General features: G+C 50.2%; 16 protein-coding genes and 1 riboswitch. Of the genes, 5 read left to right on the forward strand and 11 right to left on the reverse strand.

Annotation, left to right across the window (positions count from 1 at the left end):
* Genes GEV47_RS07700 through GEV47_RS07710 form a run of 3 tightly spaced genes read left to right on the forward strand, consistent with a single transcriptional unit; the run spans position 1 to position 3,618 of the window.
* Positions 1-1,056 (forward strand): branched-chain amino acid ABC transporter permease, encoded by a 1,056-nt coding sequence (locus tag GEV47_RS07700; RefSeq protein ID WP_153234146.1) that lies wholly within the window; start codon positions 1-3, stop codon positions 1,054-1,056.
* On the forward strand, positions 1,056-2,864 hold the full coding sequence (locus GEV47_RS07705) for a branched-chain amino acid ABC transporter ATP-binding protein/permease (protein ID WP_153234147.1): 1,809 nt from the start codon (positions 1,056-1,058) through the stop codon (positions 2,862-2,864). Before GEV47_RS07700 ends, GEV47_RS07705 begins: the two co-directional genes overlap by 1 nt.
* The gene (locus tag GEV47_RS07710; protein ID WP_153234148.1) at positions 2,857-3,618 is read left to right on the forward strand and encodes an ABC transporter ATP-binding protein; all 762 of its coding nucleotides are present in this window, start codon (positions 2,857-2,859) and stop codon (positions 3,616-3,618) included. The genes GEV47_RS07705 and GEV47_RS07710 overlap by 8 nt, the downstream gene beginning before the upstream one ends.
* Before the next feature lie 64 nt (positions 3,619-3,682).
* On the opposite strand, the gene GEV47_RS07715 is transcribed toward GEV47_RS07710, so the two are convergent.
* The 3 genes from GEV47_RS07715 to GEV47_RS07725 all read right to left on the reverse strand — a co-directional run bounded on the left by GEV47_RS07715 (position 3,683) and on the right by GEV47_RS07725 (position 5,815).
* On the reverse strand, positions 3,683-3,847 hold the full coding sequence (locus GEV47_RS07715; protein ID WP_153234149.1) for a DUF1427 family protein: 165 nt from the start codon (positions 3,845-3,847) through the stop codon (positions 3,683-3,685).
* Between the two features lie 53 nt (positions 3,848-3,900).
* Positions 3,901-4,845 (reverse strand): quinone oxidoreductase family protein, encoded by a 945-nt coding sequence (locus GEV47_RS07720; protein ID WP_153234150.1) that lies wholly within the window; start codon positions 4,843-4,845, stop codon positions 3,901-3,903.
* 142 nt (positions 4,846-4,987) lie between these two features.
* Entirely contained in the window at positions 4,988-5,815 is an 828-nt protein-coding gene (locus GEV47_RS07725; RefSeq protein ID WP_153234151.1) for an AraC family transcriptional regulator, read from the reverse strand.
* A gap of 119 nt (positions 5,816-5,934) precedes the next feature.
* Positions 5,935-6,085, forward strand: a riboswitch (FMN riboswitch).
* Between the two features lie 227 nt (positions 6,086-6,312).
* Between GEV47_RS07725 and GEV47_RS07730 the strand changes: the two genes are divergently transcribed.
* Positions 6,313-6,822, forward strand: coding sequence for a 6,7-dimethyl-8-ribityllumazine synthase (locus GEV47_RS07730; RefSeq protein WP_153234152.1), 510 nt, complete (start codon positions 6,313-6,315; stop codon positions 6,820-6,822).
* Between the two features lie 54 nt (positions 6,823-6,876).
* On the opposite strand, the gene GEV47_RS07735 is transcribed toward GEV47_RS07730, so the two are convergent.
* Genes GEV47_RS07735 through GEV47_RS07745 form a run of 3 tightly spaced genes read right to left on the reverse strand, consistent with a single transcriptional unit; the run spans position 6,877 to position 8,724 of the window.
* Positions 6,877-7,716 carry a PhzF family phenazine biosynthesis protein gene (locus tag GEV47_RS07735; protein ID WP_153234153.1) on the reverse strand — a complete coding sequence of 280 codons (840 nt, stop codon included), beginning with the start codon at positions 7,714-7,716 and terminating at the stop codon, positions 6,877-6,879.
* Between the two features lie 25 nt (positions 7,717-7,741).
* Complete coding sequence (locus GEV47_RS07740; RefSeq protein ID WP_153234154.1) at positions 7,742-8,377, reverse strand: glutathione S-transferase family protein; 636 nt, start codon at positions 8,375-8,377, stop codon at positions 7,742-7,744.
* Between the two features lie 17 nt (positions 8,378-8,394).
* Positions 8,395-8,724: a DUF2917 domain-containing protein gene (locus tag GEV47_RS07745; protein WP_153234155.1), complete on the reverse strand. Its 330-nt coding sequence runs from the start codon at positions 8,722-8,724 to the stop codon at positions 8,395-8,397.
* Positions 8,725-8,891: 167 nt separating this feature from the next.
* Between GEV47_RS07745 and gcvA the strand changes: the two genes are divergently transcribed.
* Positions 8,892-9,818 carry a transcriptional regulator GcvA gene (gcvA, locus tag GEV47_RS07750; RefSeq protein ID WP_153234156.1) on the forward strand — a complete coding sequence of 309 codons (927 nt, stop codon included), beginning with the start codon at positions 8,892-8,894 and terminating at the stop codon, positions 9,816-9,818.
* A 38-nt stretch (positions 9,819-9,856) separates the two neighbouring features.
* Here gcvA and GEV47_RS07755 read toward each other — a convergent pair whose 3' ends face one another.
* The 5 genes from GEV47_RS07755 to GEV47_RS07775 all read right to left on the reverse strand — a co-directional run bounded on the left by GEV47_RS07755 (position 9,857) and on the right by GEV47_RS07775 (position 13,632).
* Positions 9,857-10,138 carry a DUF493 family protein gene (locus GEV47_RS07755; RefSeq protein ID WP_153234157.1) on the reverse strand — a complete coding sequence of 94 codons (282 nt, stop codon included), beginning with the start codon at positions 10,136-10,138 and terminating at the stop codon, positions 9,857-9,859.
* Positions 10,139-10,201: 63 nt separating this feature from the next.
* Positions 10,202-11,077, reverse strand: coding sequence for a D-amino acid aminotransferase (locus tag GEV47_RS07760; protein ID WP_153234158.1), 876 nt, complete (start codon positions 11,075-11,077; stop codon positions 10,202-10,204).
* A 160-nt stretch (positions 11,078-11,237) separates the two neighbouring features.
* The gene (locus tag GEV47_RS07765; RefSeq protein WP_153234159.1) at positions 11,238-12,398 is read right to left on the reverse strand and encodes a D-alanyl-D-alanine carboxypeptidase family protein; all 1,161 of its coding nucleotides are present in this window, start codon (positions 12,396-12,398) and stop codon (positions 11,238-11,240) included.
* Between the two features lie 122 nt (positions 12,399-12,520).
* Complete coding sequence (locus tag GEV47_RS07770; RefSeq protein ID WP_153234160.1) at positions 12,521-13,162, reverse strand: alpha/beta hydrolase; 642 nt, start codon at positions 13,160-13,162, stop codon at positions 12,521-12,523.
* A 137-nt stretch (positions 13,163-13,299) separates the two neighbouring features.
* Positions 13,300-13,632 (reverse strand): (2Fe-2S) ferredoxin domain-containing protein, encoded by a 333-nt coding sequence (locus tag GEV47_RS07775; protein WP_153234161.1) that lies wholly within the window; start codon positions 13,630-13,632, stop codon positions 13,300-13,302.
* Positions 13,633-13,659: the final 27 nt, after the last annotated feature.

The following is a 13,659-nucleotide window of genomic DNA, read 5'->3' on the forward strand; positions in this document are numbered from 1 at the left end:
ATGGACCTCTCCATCGCCGCCATCCTCGCGCAAGATGGTATTACTAATGGCGCGATCTATGCGTTGCTGGCACTGGCTTTAGTGTTGGTATTTTCTGTCACTCGGGTGATCTTTATTTCGCAGGGCGAGTTCGTCGCCTTTGGCGCATTAACTTTGGCGGCGATACAAGCTGATCAATTTCCGTTATCGGCGACGCTATTAGTCGTACTGGGAGTACTGTGTTTTGTTCAGGAGATTTGGTCGCTGTTCCGCACCGCCAGCATACAGCAAGCGCTCACCCGCCAAATCGGATTGTCCTTGCTCAAATTCGTCGCCTTTCCTATCGCGGTATTTTGCATCGCCAAGCTGTACGGCCATGCCAATTTGAACATGCTCTTGCAGATATCGCTGACCTTGCTGATTGTGATCCCGATGGGGCCTATGGTTTATCGCCTGGCGTTTCAACCGCTGGAACAAGCTAGCAATCTGGTGTTGCTGATTGCCGCAGTCGCAGTGCATTACGCGTTGTTGGGCATAGGCCTGCTGATGTTTGGTGCGGAGGGTTCACGCACTTTACCGTTTTCGGATGCCCGATTAGATATCGGTGGCTTGTCGATTACCGGCCAAAGCATGGTGATCGTTAGTGTTGCGGTGGTACTGATTGTTGCCTTGTATTTTTACTTTGAAGGTACGTTATCCGGCAAAGCATTGCGCGCCACAGCGGTTAATCGCCTGGGTGCGCGGCTGGTGGGCATCGGTACCACGCAAGCCGGGCGTTTGGCATTTACCCTGGCGGCAGCGATCGGCGCGTTGTGTGGCATCTTAATTGGACCGCTAACCACGATCTACTACGACAGCGGATTCTTGATTAGCCTGAAGGGTTTTGTCGGTGCAATTATTGGTGGTCTTGGCAGTTATCCGATTGCCGCTGGCGGTGCTGTATTGGTCGGCTTGCTGGAATCCTATTCCTCTTTTTGGGCCAGTGCATTCAAAGAAGTGATCGTGTTTTCCCTGATTATTCCGGTGTTGTTGTGGCGCTCATTGACGAGCAAGACAGTCGATGAGGGAGATCAATAATGCTTCGTAAAATATCTCTTCCCGTTTTATTGTTTTTAACGGTTGTCATTTTACTACCGCTATTTCCCACGCCGGAATATTGGATCACGCTGGCGAACTACATCGGGCTGTATTCCATCGTCGCGTTGGGCTTGGTGCTGTTGACAGGCATCGGTGGTTTGACCTCATTTGGTCAGGCGGCTTTCGTTGGTTTAGGCGCTTACACCACGGCGTATTTGAGTACGCAATACGGCATATCGCCTTGGCTGGGTTTGCTGTTCGGTTTGCTCATCACCATGGGAGCGGCTTTCGGTATCGGAGCCATTACGATGCGGCTATCCGGCCATTATCTGCCGCTCGGAACGATTGCGTGGGCGTTATCGCTGTTTTATTTATTCGGCAACCTGGATTTTCTGGGTAAGTACGATGGCTTGAACGGCATACCCGCAATCTCGCTTTTCGGATTCACGCTTGATACCGGACGCAAGATGTATTTCTTGATTTGGATAATGTTGCTGGTGGCGTTATTGGGTGTACAGAACTTATTAAATTCGCGCATAGGCCGTGCGATACGCGCATTGAACGGTGCTGGCGTGATGGCGGAATCCATGGGCGTCAACACGGCTTGGATCAAGATGGTGATTTTTGTCTTGGCGGCATTGTTGGCCAGTGTATCCGGCTGGTTATATGCGCATCTGCAGGGCGCGGTGAATCCGACACCGTTCGGCCTGAATCCCGGCATTGAATATTTGTTTATGGCGGTAATAGGCGGCGCCGGGCATATCTGGGGCGCGATACTTGGCGCAACAGTGTTGACGTTGCTGAAGGATCAGTTGCAATCCATATTGCCGAAATTATTGGGAGCCAATGGCAATTTTGAGATCATTGTATTTGGGATCTTGATGGTGCTGCTTTTACAAAAAGCGCGTGATGGTTTGTGGCCTTACATCTTGGTTTTTGCGGAAAAATTCTTCCCAAAAAAACATCAAGCTATTGCTCCCGCCAGTGCCACAACATTAGCGATGCGCAGCAAGCCGCCACCTGGCGAAATTGTGCTGACAATTGAAAAAGCACGTAAAGAATTCGGTGGTCTGGTCGCTGTCAACGATATGCAATTCAGCGTCGCTGCAGCAGAAATCGTCGGTCTGATTGGCCCCAATGGGGCCGGCAAATCGACCATGTTCAATCTTGTGACTGGTGTACTGCCGTTGACTTCTGGCGTGATTCAATTCAGATCGCACGACACCTTGGAAACCATATCCGGTTTGCCATCCCGGCAAATAGCACGCCGCGGCATCGCCCGTACCTTCCAGCATGTGCGTATGTTGCCGAACATGAGCGTACTGGAAAACGTCGCCATTGGTGCACATTTACGTGGTCACTCCGGCGATGTACTTGGTGTCGCGACAAGTACATTGCGGCTGAATAAAATCGAAGAAGATGCCTTGCTATTTGAAGCAAAAAAACAATTGGAGCGAGTAGGCTTAGGTGAGTTGTTATATGCCGAAGCGGGCAGTCTGGCACTTGGCCAACAACGTATTTTAGAAATTGCTCGCGCCCTCTGTTGCGATCCTGGCTTGCTGTTATTGGATGAGCCAGCCGCCGGTTTGCGACTTCAGGAAAAACAAGCATTGGCAACACTGTTAAAGCGCTTGCAAGCAGAAGGCATGAGCATTTTGCTGGTTGAGCATGATATGGATTTTGTGATGACTCTGGCAGATCGTTTAGTGGTGATGGAATTTGGCAGCAAAATTGCGGAAGGCTTGCCCGCCGCGATACAGCAAGACCCGGCGGTACTGGAGGCGTATTTGGGGGGCGTCGATGAATAAAGATTTCAGCGATCAACCTGTTTTAGAAATCAACGATCTGCACGTCGCTTACGGCAAAATCGAAGCATTACATGGTGCCAATCTGCGGGTTGAAGCGGGGCAAATCGCCACTGTCATCGGCCCTAACGGAGCCGGAAAATCCACCATGCTCAATGCGATTGCCGGTGCGTTGCCGCACACTGGAACGGCGCGTGGCAATGTCCGTTTGCTAGGATCGGATATTGCTGGCATGGCGATAGAAAAACGGGTTGAACTAGGCATGTGCTTAGTGCCGGAAACGCGTGAATTATTTGCCACCATGAACGTCGAAGACAATCTGCTGCTAGGCAGCTATCGCCGATATCAGGCACGCGATGCCAACTATGCAGACCAAATGCCAGTAGTCTACGATTTGTTCCCACGTTTGCGCGAACGGCGCAAACAGCAAGCTGGCACGCTATCGGGCGGAGAGCGGCAAATGCTGGCATTGGGCCGTGCATTGATGGCGAAACCGTCGTTGTTGATGCTGGATGAACCTAGCCTCGGTCTGGCGCCGTTAATCGTCAAAGAAATCTTTCACATCATCGTGCGCTTGAAACAAACTGGCGTAGCGATTTTGCTGGTTGAGCAAAATGCACGAGCCGCGCTGCAAGTCGCGGATCATGGCTATGTGCTGGAGAACGGCGAGATGACGATGCAAGGTTCGGCTACGGAATTGGCCGCGGATCCGCGCGTAGCGGCGGCCTATTTGGGATTCGTGAAGCAGATCGGATAATCCGCTTATTTGTTTGATTCCTTCAGTAACGAAATACTGCGCTCCCGGGAACGGCACCTCGTTACTACGCCAGCAGCGCTCGTATCAGCGGAATCAAGCGTTCGCCTGCCAACATGCCGAATAAACCAACCAGCGCAATAGTCGGCGGTGCAGGGGATTTCACATTGAGTACACTATAAATCAAACCGACAAGCAGACCTACCGCCAAAGACACCAAATATGCTTTCATGAAAAATCCTTTCTATAATCGATAATTCCTCGCCGGATTGGCGAGGAAACTTTTCACATATTAATGACGACGCGCCCGCGACTCCCGCCAGCAACCGTAAGATAAGCGTCACGCGCTTGCTCAAGGGTAAAGCGATGTGCAATTACCGGTGATTCGTATTGCGTAGACTCGAAGCCCTGCACCAATGCAGCCATGAAGGGAGCGGATTCGGCAACGCCGAGTTTGGCGCTGTCGACACCGAGCAACTGCGTTTCATTGTGGTAGAAGTCAATCACATCAAATTCGACGCGGCGCTTTCCGGTAGCACTGATTTCGAGGACCCGACCACGCCGTTTGGCCAGAGATAATGCAGTCTCGAATGCCACGCCACCGACCGCGTCGTAGACCACCTCAGCAATGCTGCTAACCTTGCGGGCTTCCTCCAAAGATATGTACTCATCAATCAACCTGCCGGCAGGTGATTCCGGTAACGGCAGGCTACGGTCGACGGCAATCACACGGCAACCAATGGCTTTGGCAATTTGTGTCACCGCACCGCCAACGCCGCCGCTGGCGCCAATAACCGCGATGGTTTCGCCCTTGCGGAGTTTCGCGTATTCAACCGTACCCAGCCAGGCGACCACGAAATTCACGCCTATCGCCGATGCCTGTTCGTGACTAAGCGTGGTGGGCTTGCGCACCAATGCAGACGATGGAATTTTGATGAATTCAGCATGCGTGCCGTCGCGGGTAAAACCAATGTCGCCGCCGGTGCCCCATACTTCTGCGCCCAGCCACTCTGCAGGACCTTCCACCACGACGCCACTGAAATCTCGCCCTGGAACACGCGGTGGCACCGTGTGATCGAAATGTCCGGATACGTTTTTGACATCGCTAGGATTAACCGATGCGCTCTTAACTTGGATAATTGCCGAATCAGCATCGCATACCGGCATCTGCAGTTCCACATACTCCAGTACGTCTGGACTACCGAAGGATTTAAATTGAATTGCTTTCATGATGTTTCCTCAGTCGATTAGTGATAAACCGCTGTGTACCCGCGATGAAGCAAGTGTAATGTGCTAAAAAACAGGATTGGACAAAAACTTTCGAATTTCGGACAAGTTATCGCCGACGATGGCGACGACTATCCATATCTTCTTACTGCGACGCCGCAGCGAGCAATTCTTTATCTGGGTCGCTCAGTGTTTTCGCCGCTTGAAACTTGGTCGGTGAGGTCCCTAATTCGCGCCGGAACATGTCGCTGAAACTGCTAGTCAAGTAGCCGAATTCACGCGCGATGTTACTCACAGAGACGCCTTCCGCTAACTTCGATACGGCGACAGCAAGTTGCACCTGGCGTCGCCATTCTGCAAAACCAACTCCTAGTTCGCGAATAAACAATCTGGATAACGTGCGTACGCTGGCGCCAGCAGAAGCAGCATGCTGTTCAAAGCTGATTGCAATGGATGGATTGGCAATCACTGCACGGCAGAGCATTTCCAGACGGCGATCGGATTCAGATGCAGCGGGAAGTGGAATTCGGAAAGATGACCGCGGTGCCCGCTCCAATTCCAGAACCACCAGACCAAAAGCCGCCTGTACGTATTCTTCATCAATATCACCTTTGGCATCGATGTCGGTGATCGTCGAAATCAACTCTCTGAGCAATTTACTGACTTCAAACACATCGCTTTGCTTACTCAAGTGTGTGATTTTACATTCGTGCAGATAGAGATTCCGCATATCGACGGCGCTCAGCATCTGGATGGAGTGCACTGTGCCTGCTGGCAGCCAGACAGCTCTTTGCGGCGGGACGATCAACGCCTCCCGTTCGGCCTCGACCCACATGACGCCTTCCACCGCATACAGCACCTGCGCCCATTCGTGCGCATGCGGATCGATATGCATTCCACGTGGGTACTGCCGGGCAATCGACTTACCTTCGGTGATGTTGTCGTGAAAACTTGGCGGAGTGGCTTTGGGCATAAAGACGCTAGTGAGATGGAATTTCCAACAAGACAAATTACTGTTGCCTGGCACCGCAATGCAATAAATATGATAAATTCCTGATGCGCGTATTTTTATCCATTTTACAAAAATATGTGCAACGTTCTCAGGGCGGGGCGCAATTCCCCACCGGCGGTAATGATATTTATATATTTAGCCCGCGAGCGCTTGTGCTTTTTTAGCACGAGGTCAGCAGATTTGGTGTGATTCCAAAGCCGACGGTATAGTCCGGATAAAGAGAGAACGGGATGAGAACCTGCACAGCACTGTGCAGGTTTTTGACGTTGCTATTTTCACGCTAAGTCTTGCTTATCCCCTTCAATCGTATAGCCCTGTTTTTTATCAGTTTAATAGGGCTTACTCAAAACTGTCCCGGCAAGGCGTACCGTACGCAGGCAGTACGTTAGTACGACAAGTAGGTACAACGCCGCTGGGGCAGTTTTGAGTAAGCCCTATTTAAAAACAGGAGTAGTCTCATGCAATCTGCAAAAACACATCACGCAGGTCAACGCATTGCCTTCATCCAGGCGGGCTGGCATCACGATATTGTTGATCAATGTCGTTTAGCTTTTATCGCCGAAATGACGAAGCTAAGTTTCGCTGAAGCCGACATCGATTTCTTTCAAGTCGCCGGCGCTTTTGAAATCCCTCTACACGCGAAATTATTGGCTAACAGTGGGAAATATGCCGCGATTGTCGGTACTGGTTTGGTAGTCGATGGCGGCATTTATCGCCATGAGTTTGTCGCGCAAGCGGTGATTTCCGGCTTGATGCAAGTGCAGCTGGAAACTGGTGTGCCGGTGTTATCGGCTGTGTTGACGCCGCATCACTTCCACGATGGAAAAGAGCATCAACAATTCTTCTTTGACCATTTTCTGGTCAAGGGCGCAGAGGTTGCACGCGCATGTGTATCGACGATACGTGCAGTAGAAGCGTTGAACAATGTAAAGACTAATGTCGGATCACAGACCTTGCATGTAGCTTAATTTTTTGCAAAAAAAACAGGCCAGAAAAGCGTAATGCCTTCTGGCCTGTTTTCTTTATACATCCATCAATCGCACGGTTCCGGAAACACGAATTGTGCTGCCGATTGCAGCGGGAATATCCGCATGCAAGCGCGAGCCGTGCCCCATATCTTCGCCCTGAATAATATCGATTGCACCGCCGTGTGGCCAGGCAATGTCGCGCAAATATCCAGCGAGCGCAGCGGCTGCCGCACCTGTTGCAGGGTCTTCGTATACGCCACCGGATGCAAATGGGTTTCGCGCGTGAAATAACTGCGGTGTTTCAGCGAACGCTAAAACAATAGTCGCCAATCCAGCCTGATGCATCAAGCTTCGTCCATCAGCCAAGTTGTAGCGCATGGCACTTAATTTTTCTCGGCTGTTCAATGCGATGACCAGATGATTGGCACCAGCGTGTGCGATAGCGGGCGGAATGCGGTCGTCTATATCATTTTCGGCATATCCAAAAAGCGCCAATGCATCTGCCAGCAGTGTTGTACTAACGGCTGCACTGTGGGTCGCTGGCGATTGCAAAGCTGCGGCGATTAAGCTGCCTTGACGTTGCCCTTCAACGGTAATTTTTGCGTTGTTTAAGGTGAGATGAAACAGTCCATCGCCATGCGCCTGTGACAGAGCTGCGCCTAATGCGATAGTGGCGTGTCCACAAAATGGCACTTCCGATTCTGGCGAAAAATAATGTACGCGCCAGCCATCTTCAGTTGGTGTTGCAAATACAGTTTCTGAAAATCCCACTTCAGCGGCAATCCGCTGCATTGCCACAGTATCTGGTAACGCATCGCCAATCCAGACACCAGCAGGATTTCCACCATGATCACCATCTGAGAAAGCAGCGAACTTCTGAATGTCTTTTGTCATCTTTGGGGTATCTTAAAATGAATGTTCAATCTGGCTTACGCATTAATGTATATGGTGCTTGCCAGCCCGGCAAGCGGCTAATGCGTTGTAACCATGCTTCAACATTTTTTGGCACTGTCACTTGCGCTTCGTCAGCCCAGAATAAATAGCCGCACAACGAGAAATCGGCGATGCTGGGATTGTCATCGAGGATGAACCCGCGTCCATCAGCGAGTTCTTTATCCAACCGTGCGATATCTAAATCAAAACGATTTTGCAGCCAGTCGATGGCGCCGGGCGGACATTCATCGGGTGCAAAACGACGTGCATAACGCAAATTGGGTAAGCACATGCCGAGACGATTGGCTTCCCAGAATAACCACTCGCGTACACGCGCCATCCGGCTGGCGGATTCTGCACCGAACTTGCCGGTATGCTCGGCCAGATGTATCAATATCGCATCGGACTGCACATAAGGCTGTTCGTTATGAACCAACAACGGCACTTCACCAAATTTCGCCAGATGTCGAAATGGCTCCGGTCGCTCGTTCCGTGGCTGATCAAGATCAACAGCTTGATAAACATGCTGGACTCCACTAACCGCCAGCATCAGTTTTACCTTATAGGCATGACCCGAATTGTGGTTACCGTAAAGCGTAAAGTCATCGGACGCATTTGGCATAAGGTACTTTCAAAGAACTATCGGCACTGTAGTTTACCTGGCATTACCGCTTGCAGGCGATGCCCCGCACGTGCGCTGGTTTGTGCCGCTGATGATTGTTTGCGCATTTCAAATACGCCACCAGACTGATCGCCTTCAACCACCAGACGACTGCCGGCAGGGACGTTCAGATATTGTCCGGCTCCCAGCCAATAGTCATCTTTTTGCCCAGAAATAGTAAGCCAGACACGACCACTGAGAACTTGCACGGACTCTGCAGTTGCGATCTCCATGGAGATGACTTTGCCGGCCGCAACGACTATCGCTGAATTGGCTGGTGGTGCTATATTAGTGAATAATTTTCTCATGATGCTCTCCGTGCGCGATTGTTATATTGCTCAGAAAATTGCTATCAGCTCCAACGTATTAAGCTAAATCTCCTGCTACGTGTGTAGTTTAGGTTGAACTCAGAAAGATGCAAAACGAGTAATTTTCTTCCTTCTTGCTAATTTTATTCACATAAAAAACTTGAGCCATGGCCGATCTACGCAAACTTCCCAATCTTTCAGCATTACGCGCTTTCGAGGCGGCAGCGCGTCATGACAGTTTTTCGCGAGCGGCAGAAGAAGTTCATTTGACGCCGGGAGCAATTAGTCATCAGGTACGCGCGTTGGAAGAAGAGCTGGGCGTGAGTTTGTTCGCGCGACATGGCAAACGCATTACGATTACAGAGCAAGGCCAGCGTTTTGCCACGGCGTTGCGTAAAGCGCTGACCGAAATTGCAACGACAGTGGAAGATTTGAAAGCCAGCGCGCAACACAAGCGACTGACCATTACGTCGTTGCCGTCATTTGCCTCACGTTGGCTGGCGCCGCGCTTGTGGAAATTTATGGATTTGTATCCGGACACTGAAGTGGTGCTGCAAACTGGTCAGCACTTAAACGATTTACGCCATGAAGGGATTGATGTCGGCTTGCGTTTTGGCAAAGGTCATTACCCGGGCTTGTTTAGCGAAAAATTGATGGATGACTATTACTATCCAGTCACTAGCCCACGCTATCGCGATGGCAATTTGCCGCAATCACCACAAGCGTTGGCGCAATGTACGCTGCTGCGCCTGGATGTCAATGAATCGTGGCAGCCGTGGTTTGATGCGGCAGGCGTCACCTTGACTGAACCTAGCGGCGGCTTGCAAATTGAAGATGCTTCCATGCTGTTGCGCGGCGCGTCAGATGGCATCGGCATCGCATTGACACGACATGCGATCGCTTTACAAGAAATTGCAGCGGGGGATTTAGTGCGCTTGTTTGATGTGGTCGTAAAAGCACCGAATGCGTATTACTTTGCCTGCTTGCCGGAGGCGATGCATAAGCCGCAAGTAAAGGCATTTTATGATTGGGTGCGGGAAGAGATTGCGCAGTTTAAAGCGCAGAGCAATTGGCCGGGTGAGCCAACAGAGTAATGCGGGTCGGAAAACGTCGCGCCATCCGACCCAAATTTTTACAACACAAACTTGACCATAGGATGCGAAGACAAAGCGCGATATAAATTATCCAGCTGTTCACGACTGGTGGCACGCACAGTGGCGGTCAATCCTGTGTAATTACCTTTACCAGATGGACGTATTTCGAACTTGTCGATATGGAAAGTCGGGTCATGTTGAATCACCACACCAGCGATGGTTTCAGCAAAAGCATCGTGCGTCGGACCCATGATCTTGATGGGGAAATCGCTGGGATATTCAATGAAACTTTGATCGTGCGGGATGATGTGTTCAGTCATGATATTCACTCTACAGTAATAGTGACTTATGCTGATTCTGCATAAGTCACAGGGAAGAGATTATCAAGAAGCCGCTTTAGCGCCTTGATAAGCCTCATATAACTGCTTGTAAATGGGGCCAGGTTGGCCGTTTCCAATTGTTTTTTCGTCTATTTTTGTCACTGGCAGTATTTCTTTAGTGGCCGAAGATAGCAATACTTCATCAGCATCAAACACTTCTGCACGAGTTATTTTACGCGCTTCAAATTTGATGCCACCAGCTTTGCACAATTCTTCCAGCAAACCGTAGCGTATACCTTCCAGTATCAGGTTGTCTTTAGGCGGCGCCATCAAAGTGCCGTTCTTGACGATCCAGACATTCGATGCCGATGCTTCAGTCAGGTAGCCATCGCGGAACTGCACCACTTCCAATACGCCATTTTCAGCTGCATTTTGCGCAGCCAGTACGTTGCCCAATAGAGAAATCGATTTGATTTCACAATGCAACCAACGCAAATCTTCCATCGAAACACACGACACCCCCGTTGCGCGCACTGCGTCAGTGGGTAATACCAACGGATTGGTCATGATGAAGACAGTGGGCGCGACCGGGTCTTTCGGGAATGCATGCGCACGTTTGGCAACACCGCGTGTGACGTGCATGTAGACCATTTGATCATCGACGGGAAACTGATCAACTATCTTCGCGATCAACGCCATCCACTCTTCTTTGGTATGCGGATTATGGATACCGATCGCCTTCAGGCTGCGAAACAGACGCGCCATGTGGTGCTCTGCACGGAACGGCTTACGGTTATAAATGGGGATCACTTCATACACGCCATCACCAAAAATAAAGCCACGATCCAGCACTGGAATACGCGCTTCTGATAGCGGTGTCATTTCACCATTGAGATAGACGATGGGATCTTGTAGAAGATCTTGTGGGGATGTTTGCATGATGGCTTCCTGTGATGATTGAAATAACAACAGGCTATTTTGTCACAATCAATATTTGCCGTGTATGCAAATAAGGCATGCGGAAATTCAGGCGGGGGACTCGTAGGATGGGTGCTGTATGCAATACCCATCCTACTTTATTACTTCACTAATTGATGTTTTAGCTCTTCTTGAAGAACAAGCGTATCGAATCCCAGATACGCCCAAAGATACTGGCTTGATTTACCGGCTCCAAGGCAATCACTGGCAATTCTGAAATGGTCTTGCCATCTACATTGATTTTCAACGTACCAACTTTGTCGTTCTGGTTGATCGGTGCCATCAATGGATCAGTGCGGTCTAGTACAGGTTTCAGCTTATCAGCCAGGCCTTTTTGTACGGTGATGAAAACATCATGGTTGAAGCCGACTTTAACTTCGCTCTTCGATCCTTTCCATACTGGCGGTGTAGCAATTGCCTGGCCTTTGCTGTACAGCTTGACCGTGTCGAAATTCTGGAAACCCCAATTAAGTAATTTTTGACCTTCTTGCGTGCGGCTTTGATCCGAATTAGTACCGATCACAACAGCCAACAAGCGGCGATCACCAGTTCCGTTCGGACGCTTGGCTGATGCAATGATGGAATAACCAGCACTGTTGGTATGACCTGTTTTCATGCCATCAACAGATGGGTCCAGCCACAACAAACGATTGCGGTTCGGTTGTGTAATTTTGTTGTAGGTGAAACTTTTGGTCGAATCAATTTTGTAATATTGCGGGTAATCGATCATCACGTGCGATGCCAGAGTCGCCAGATCACGTGCGGTCGAATAGGTGCCCGGGCTTGGCAAACCATGCGGGTTGTCGAAGTGGGTATTCTTCATGCCCATGCGTTGCGCTTCGTGATTCATCAGCGCAGCGAAAGATTCCTGCGTACCCGCGACTGCTTCAGCCAAGGCCACTGCTGCATCATTGCCAGAAACCACCATCAAGCCGTTCAGCAGATCGTTGACGGAAACCGGTTTGTTAGGCTCAATAAACATTTTCGAGCTGGCAGGATCAACCTTCCACGCAGCAACCGACACATTGACCATTTGGTCCATAGTGATGCGCTTGTCTCTTAACGCATTGAACACAACGTAAGCTGTCATGATTTTTGCCAGCGATGCAGGCTCTATGCGCTGATCCGGGTCTTGTGCAGCGATCACTTGATCACTGGTGGTATCAAGCAATATCCAACTTTTGGCGGCGACCGTTGGTGCTGGCAACGTTTGCGCGAATGCGGCAGTGCTAATAGTCAGGGAAAGTAAGGTTGCAGCGAATGCTGCGAATATTTTTTTCATGGATTTTTCGTATCTGAGTGAACAACATGTGTTGTTCGGATGAATAGCACAGGAATAAGATGAAAAACAAACTAATGGGGATTATAACGTCCCCATTAGCACAATAAAACCTTAACAACAGATTAAGGTCGCCACATTTCGACCATCAAGTTCTTAATATGTTGCAGTCGGCGATGAAAAAAATGATCGGCGCCAGGAATCACGATGACCGGAATATCTTGCGGCCGCGCCCAATCGAAAACAGCAGTCAGCGGAATGGTATCGTCCAGTTCACCATGAATCAGAATAGTATTGGCAGGTACGGTTGGCATCGGCCATTTACCGGCGGCAGTACCTACCAGGACTAAACGCTCGGCGGCTGTGCCAGGGTTAGCGGCGATCAAGCGTTGTTGCAATTGCGATTGCACAAACGTACCGAATGAAAAGCCGCCAAGTGCCAGCGGCAATCCCGGATAAAGATCGCGCATATGCTGTAGCAGTAAAGCCATGTCATCGGTCTCACCACGGCCTTCGTCATGCGTTCCGGCCGATCCGCCGACACCGCGAAAATTCATGCGCGCAGTGACGTAGCCTAAAGCCAGAAAACCACGTGCCAGCGTTTGCGCAACTTTGTTGTCCATCGTGCCGCCATACAGCGGATGCGGATGGGCTACTAACGCCAGGCCTCGCGGTGTAGGAAATTGGGTTGAGTCGGGTAAATCGAGCGCGCATTCAAGCTGTCCTGCAGCACCGGGAATGAAAAAAATCTGAGTTTGGGCGTTCATGGGGATATGTAAATGATTCTATCAATACGTGGGTGGCGTGCCGTTGCGCATTTCATATAGCAATATCCGTCAATACTCATCGTTGACCATTGATAGGAATTGCAATGCTCCACCCATCCTGCTTGGTGTAAATTTTGTTAGATTTTCAAGCGTTCAACTATTTTTCCACCGACGATATGGACATCGATGATTTCATCAATATCTTCATTGTCGACATAGGTGTACCAAACGCCTTCGGGATAAATCACCAGTGCAGGGCCTTGTTCGCAACGTTCCAGACAGCCCGCTTTGTTGATACGGACTTTGCCTTCACCCGCCAGGCCTAACGTTTTGATGCGGCGTTTGGCGTGCTCCTGCGCAGCTTGCGCACCACTGTCGGCACAGCAAACGCGGTCACCGGGAGGGCGTTGATTAAGACAAAAAAAGACGTGGTGTTGGTAAAACGGTACTGGTTTAGCGTCATCACTCATGTTGAAAGCCTGGGAAAGAAGTAAGCG

Source organism: Glaciimonas soli, assembly GCF_009497155.1.
Lineage (GTDB): Bacteria > Pseudomonadota > Gammaproteobacteria > Burkholderiales > Burkholderiaceae_D > Glaciimonas > Glaciimonas soli.

What these genes read in the sequence shown, in the direction of transcription:
- gcvA (WP_153234156.1), top strand. Translation starts at nt 8,892, where the DNA reads ATGGCCGATCTACGCAAACTTCCCAATCTTTCAGCATTACGCGCTTTC.
- GEV47_RS07710 (WP_153234148.1), top strand. Translation starts at nt 2,857, where the DNA reads ATGAATAAAGATTTCAGCGATCAACCTGTTTTAGAAATCAACGATCTG.
- GEV47_RS07735 (WP_153234153.1), bottom strand. Translation starts at nt 7,716, where the DNA reads ATGACAAAAGACATTCAGAAGTTCGCTGCTTTCTCAGATGGTGATCAT.
- GEV47_RS07730 (WP_153234152.1), top strand. Translation starts at nt 6,313, where the DNA reads ATGCAATCTGCAAAAACACATCACGCAGGTCAACGCATTGCCTTCATC.
- GEV47_RS07765 (WP_153234159.1), bottom strand. Translation starts at nt 12,398, where the DNA reads ATGAAAAAAATATTCGCAGCATTCGCTGCAACCTTACTTTCCCTGACT.
- GEV47_RS07715 (WP_153234149.1), bottom strand. Translation starts at nt 3,847, where the DNA reads ATGAAAGCATATTTGGTGTCTTTGGCGGTAGGTCTGCTTGTCGGTTTG.
- GEV47_RS07775 (WP_153234161.1), bottom strand. Translation starts at nt 13,632, where the DNA reads ATGAGTGATGACGCTAAACCAGTACCGTTTTACCAACACCACGTCTTT.
- GEV47_RS07760 (WP_153234158.1), bottom strand. Translation starts at nt 11,077, where the DNA reads ATGCAAACATCCCCACAAGATCTTCTACAAGATCCCATCGTCTATCTC.
- GEV47_RS07755 (WP_153234157.1), bottom strand. Translation starts at nt 10,138, where the DNA reads ATGACTGAACACATCATCCCGCACGATCAAAGTTTCATTGAATATCCC.
- GEV47_RS07720 (WP_153234150.1), bottom strand. Translation starts at nt 4,845, where the DNA reads ATGAAAGCAATTCAATTTAAATCCTTCGGTAGTCCAGACGTACTGGAG.
- GEV47_RS07700 (WP_153234146.1), top strand. Translation starts at nt 1, where the DNA reads ATGGACCTCTCCATCGCCGCCATCCTCGCGCAAGATGGTATTACTAAT.
- GEV47_RS07770 (WP_153234160.1), bottom strand. Translation starts at nt 13,162, where the DNA reads ATGAACGCCCAAACTCAGATTTTTTTCATTCCCGGTGCTGCAGGACAG.
- GEV47_RS07705 (WP_153234147.1), top strand. Translation starts at nt 1,056, where the DNA reads ATGCTTCGTAAAATATCTCTTCCCGTTTTATTGTTTTTAACGGTTGTC.
- GEV47_RS07745 (WP_153234155.1), bottom strand. Translation starts at nt 8,724, where the DNA reads ATGAGAAAATTATTCACTAATATAGCACCACCAGCCAATTCAGCGATA.
- GEV47_RS07740 (WP_153234154.1), bottom strand. Translation starts at nt 8,377, where the DNA reads ATGCCAAATGCGTCCGATGACTTTACGCTTTACGGTAACCACAATTCG.
- GEV47_RS07725 (WP_153234151.1), bottom strand. Translation starts at nt 5,815, where the DNA reads ATGCCCAAAGCCACTCCGCCAAGTTTTCACGACAACATCACCGAAGGT.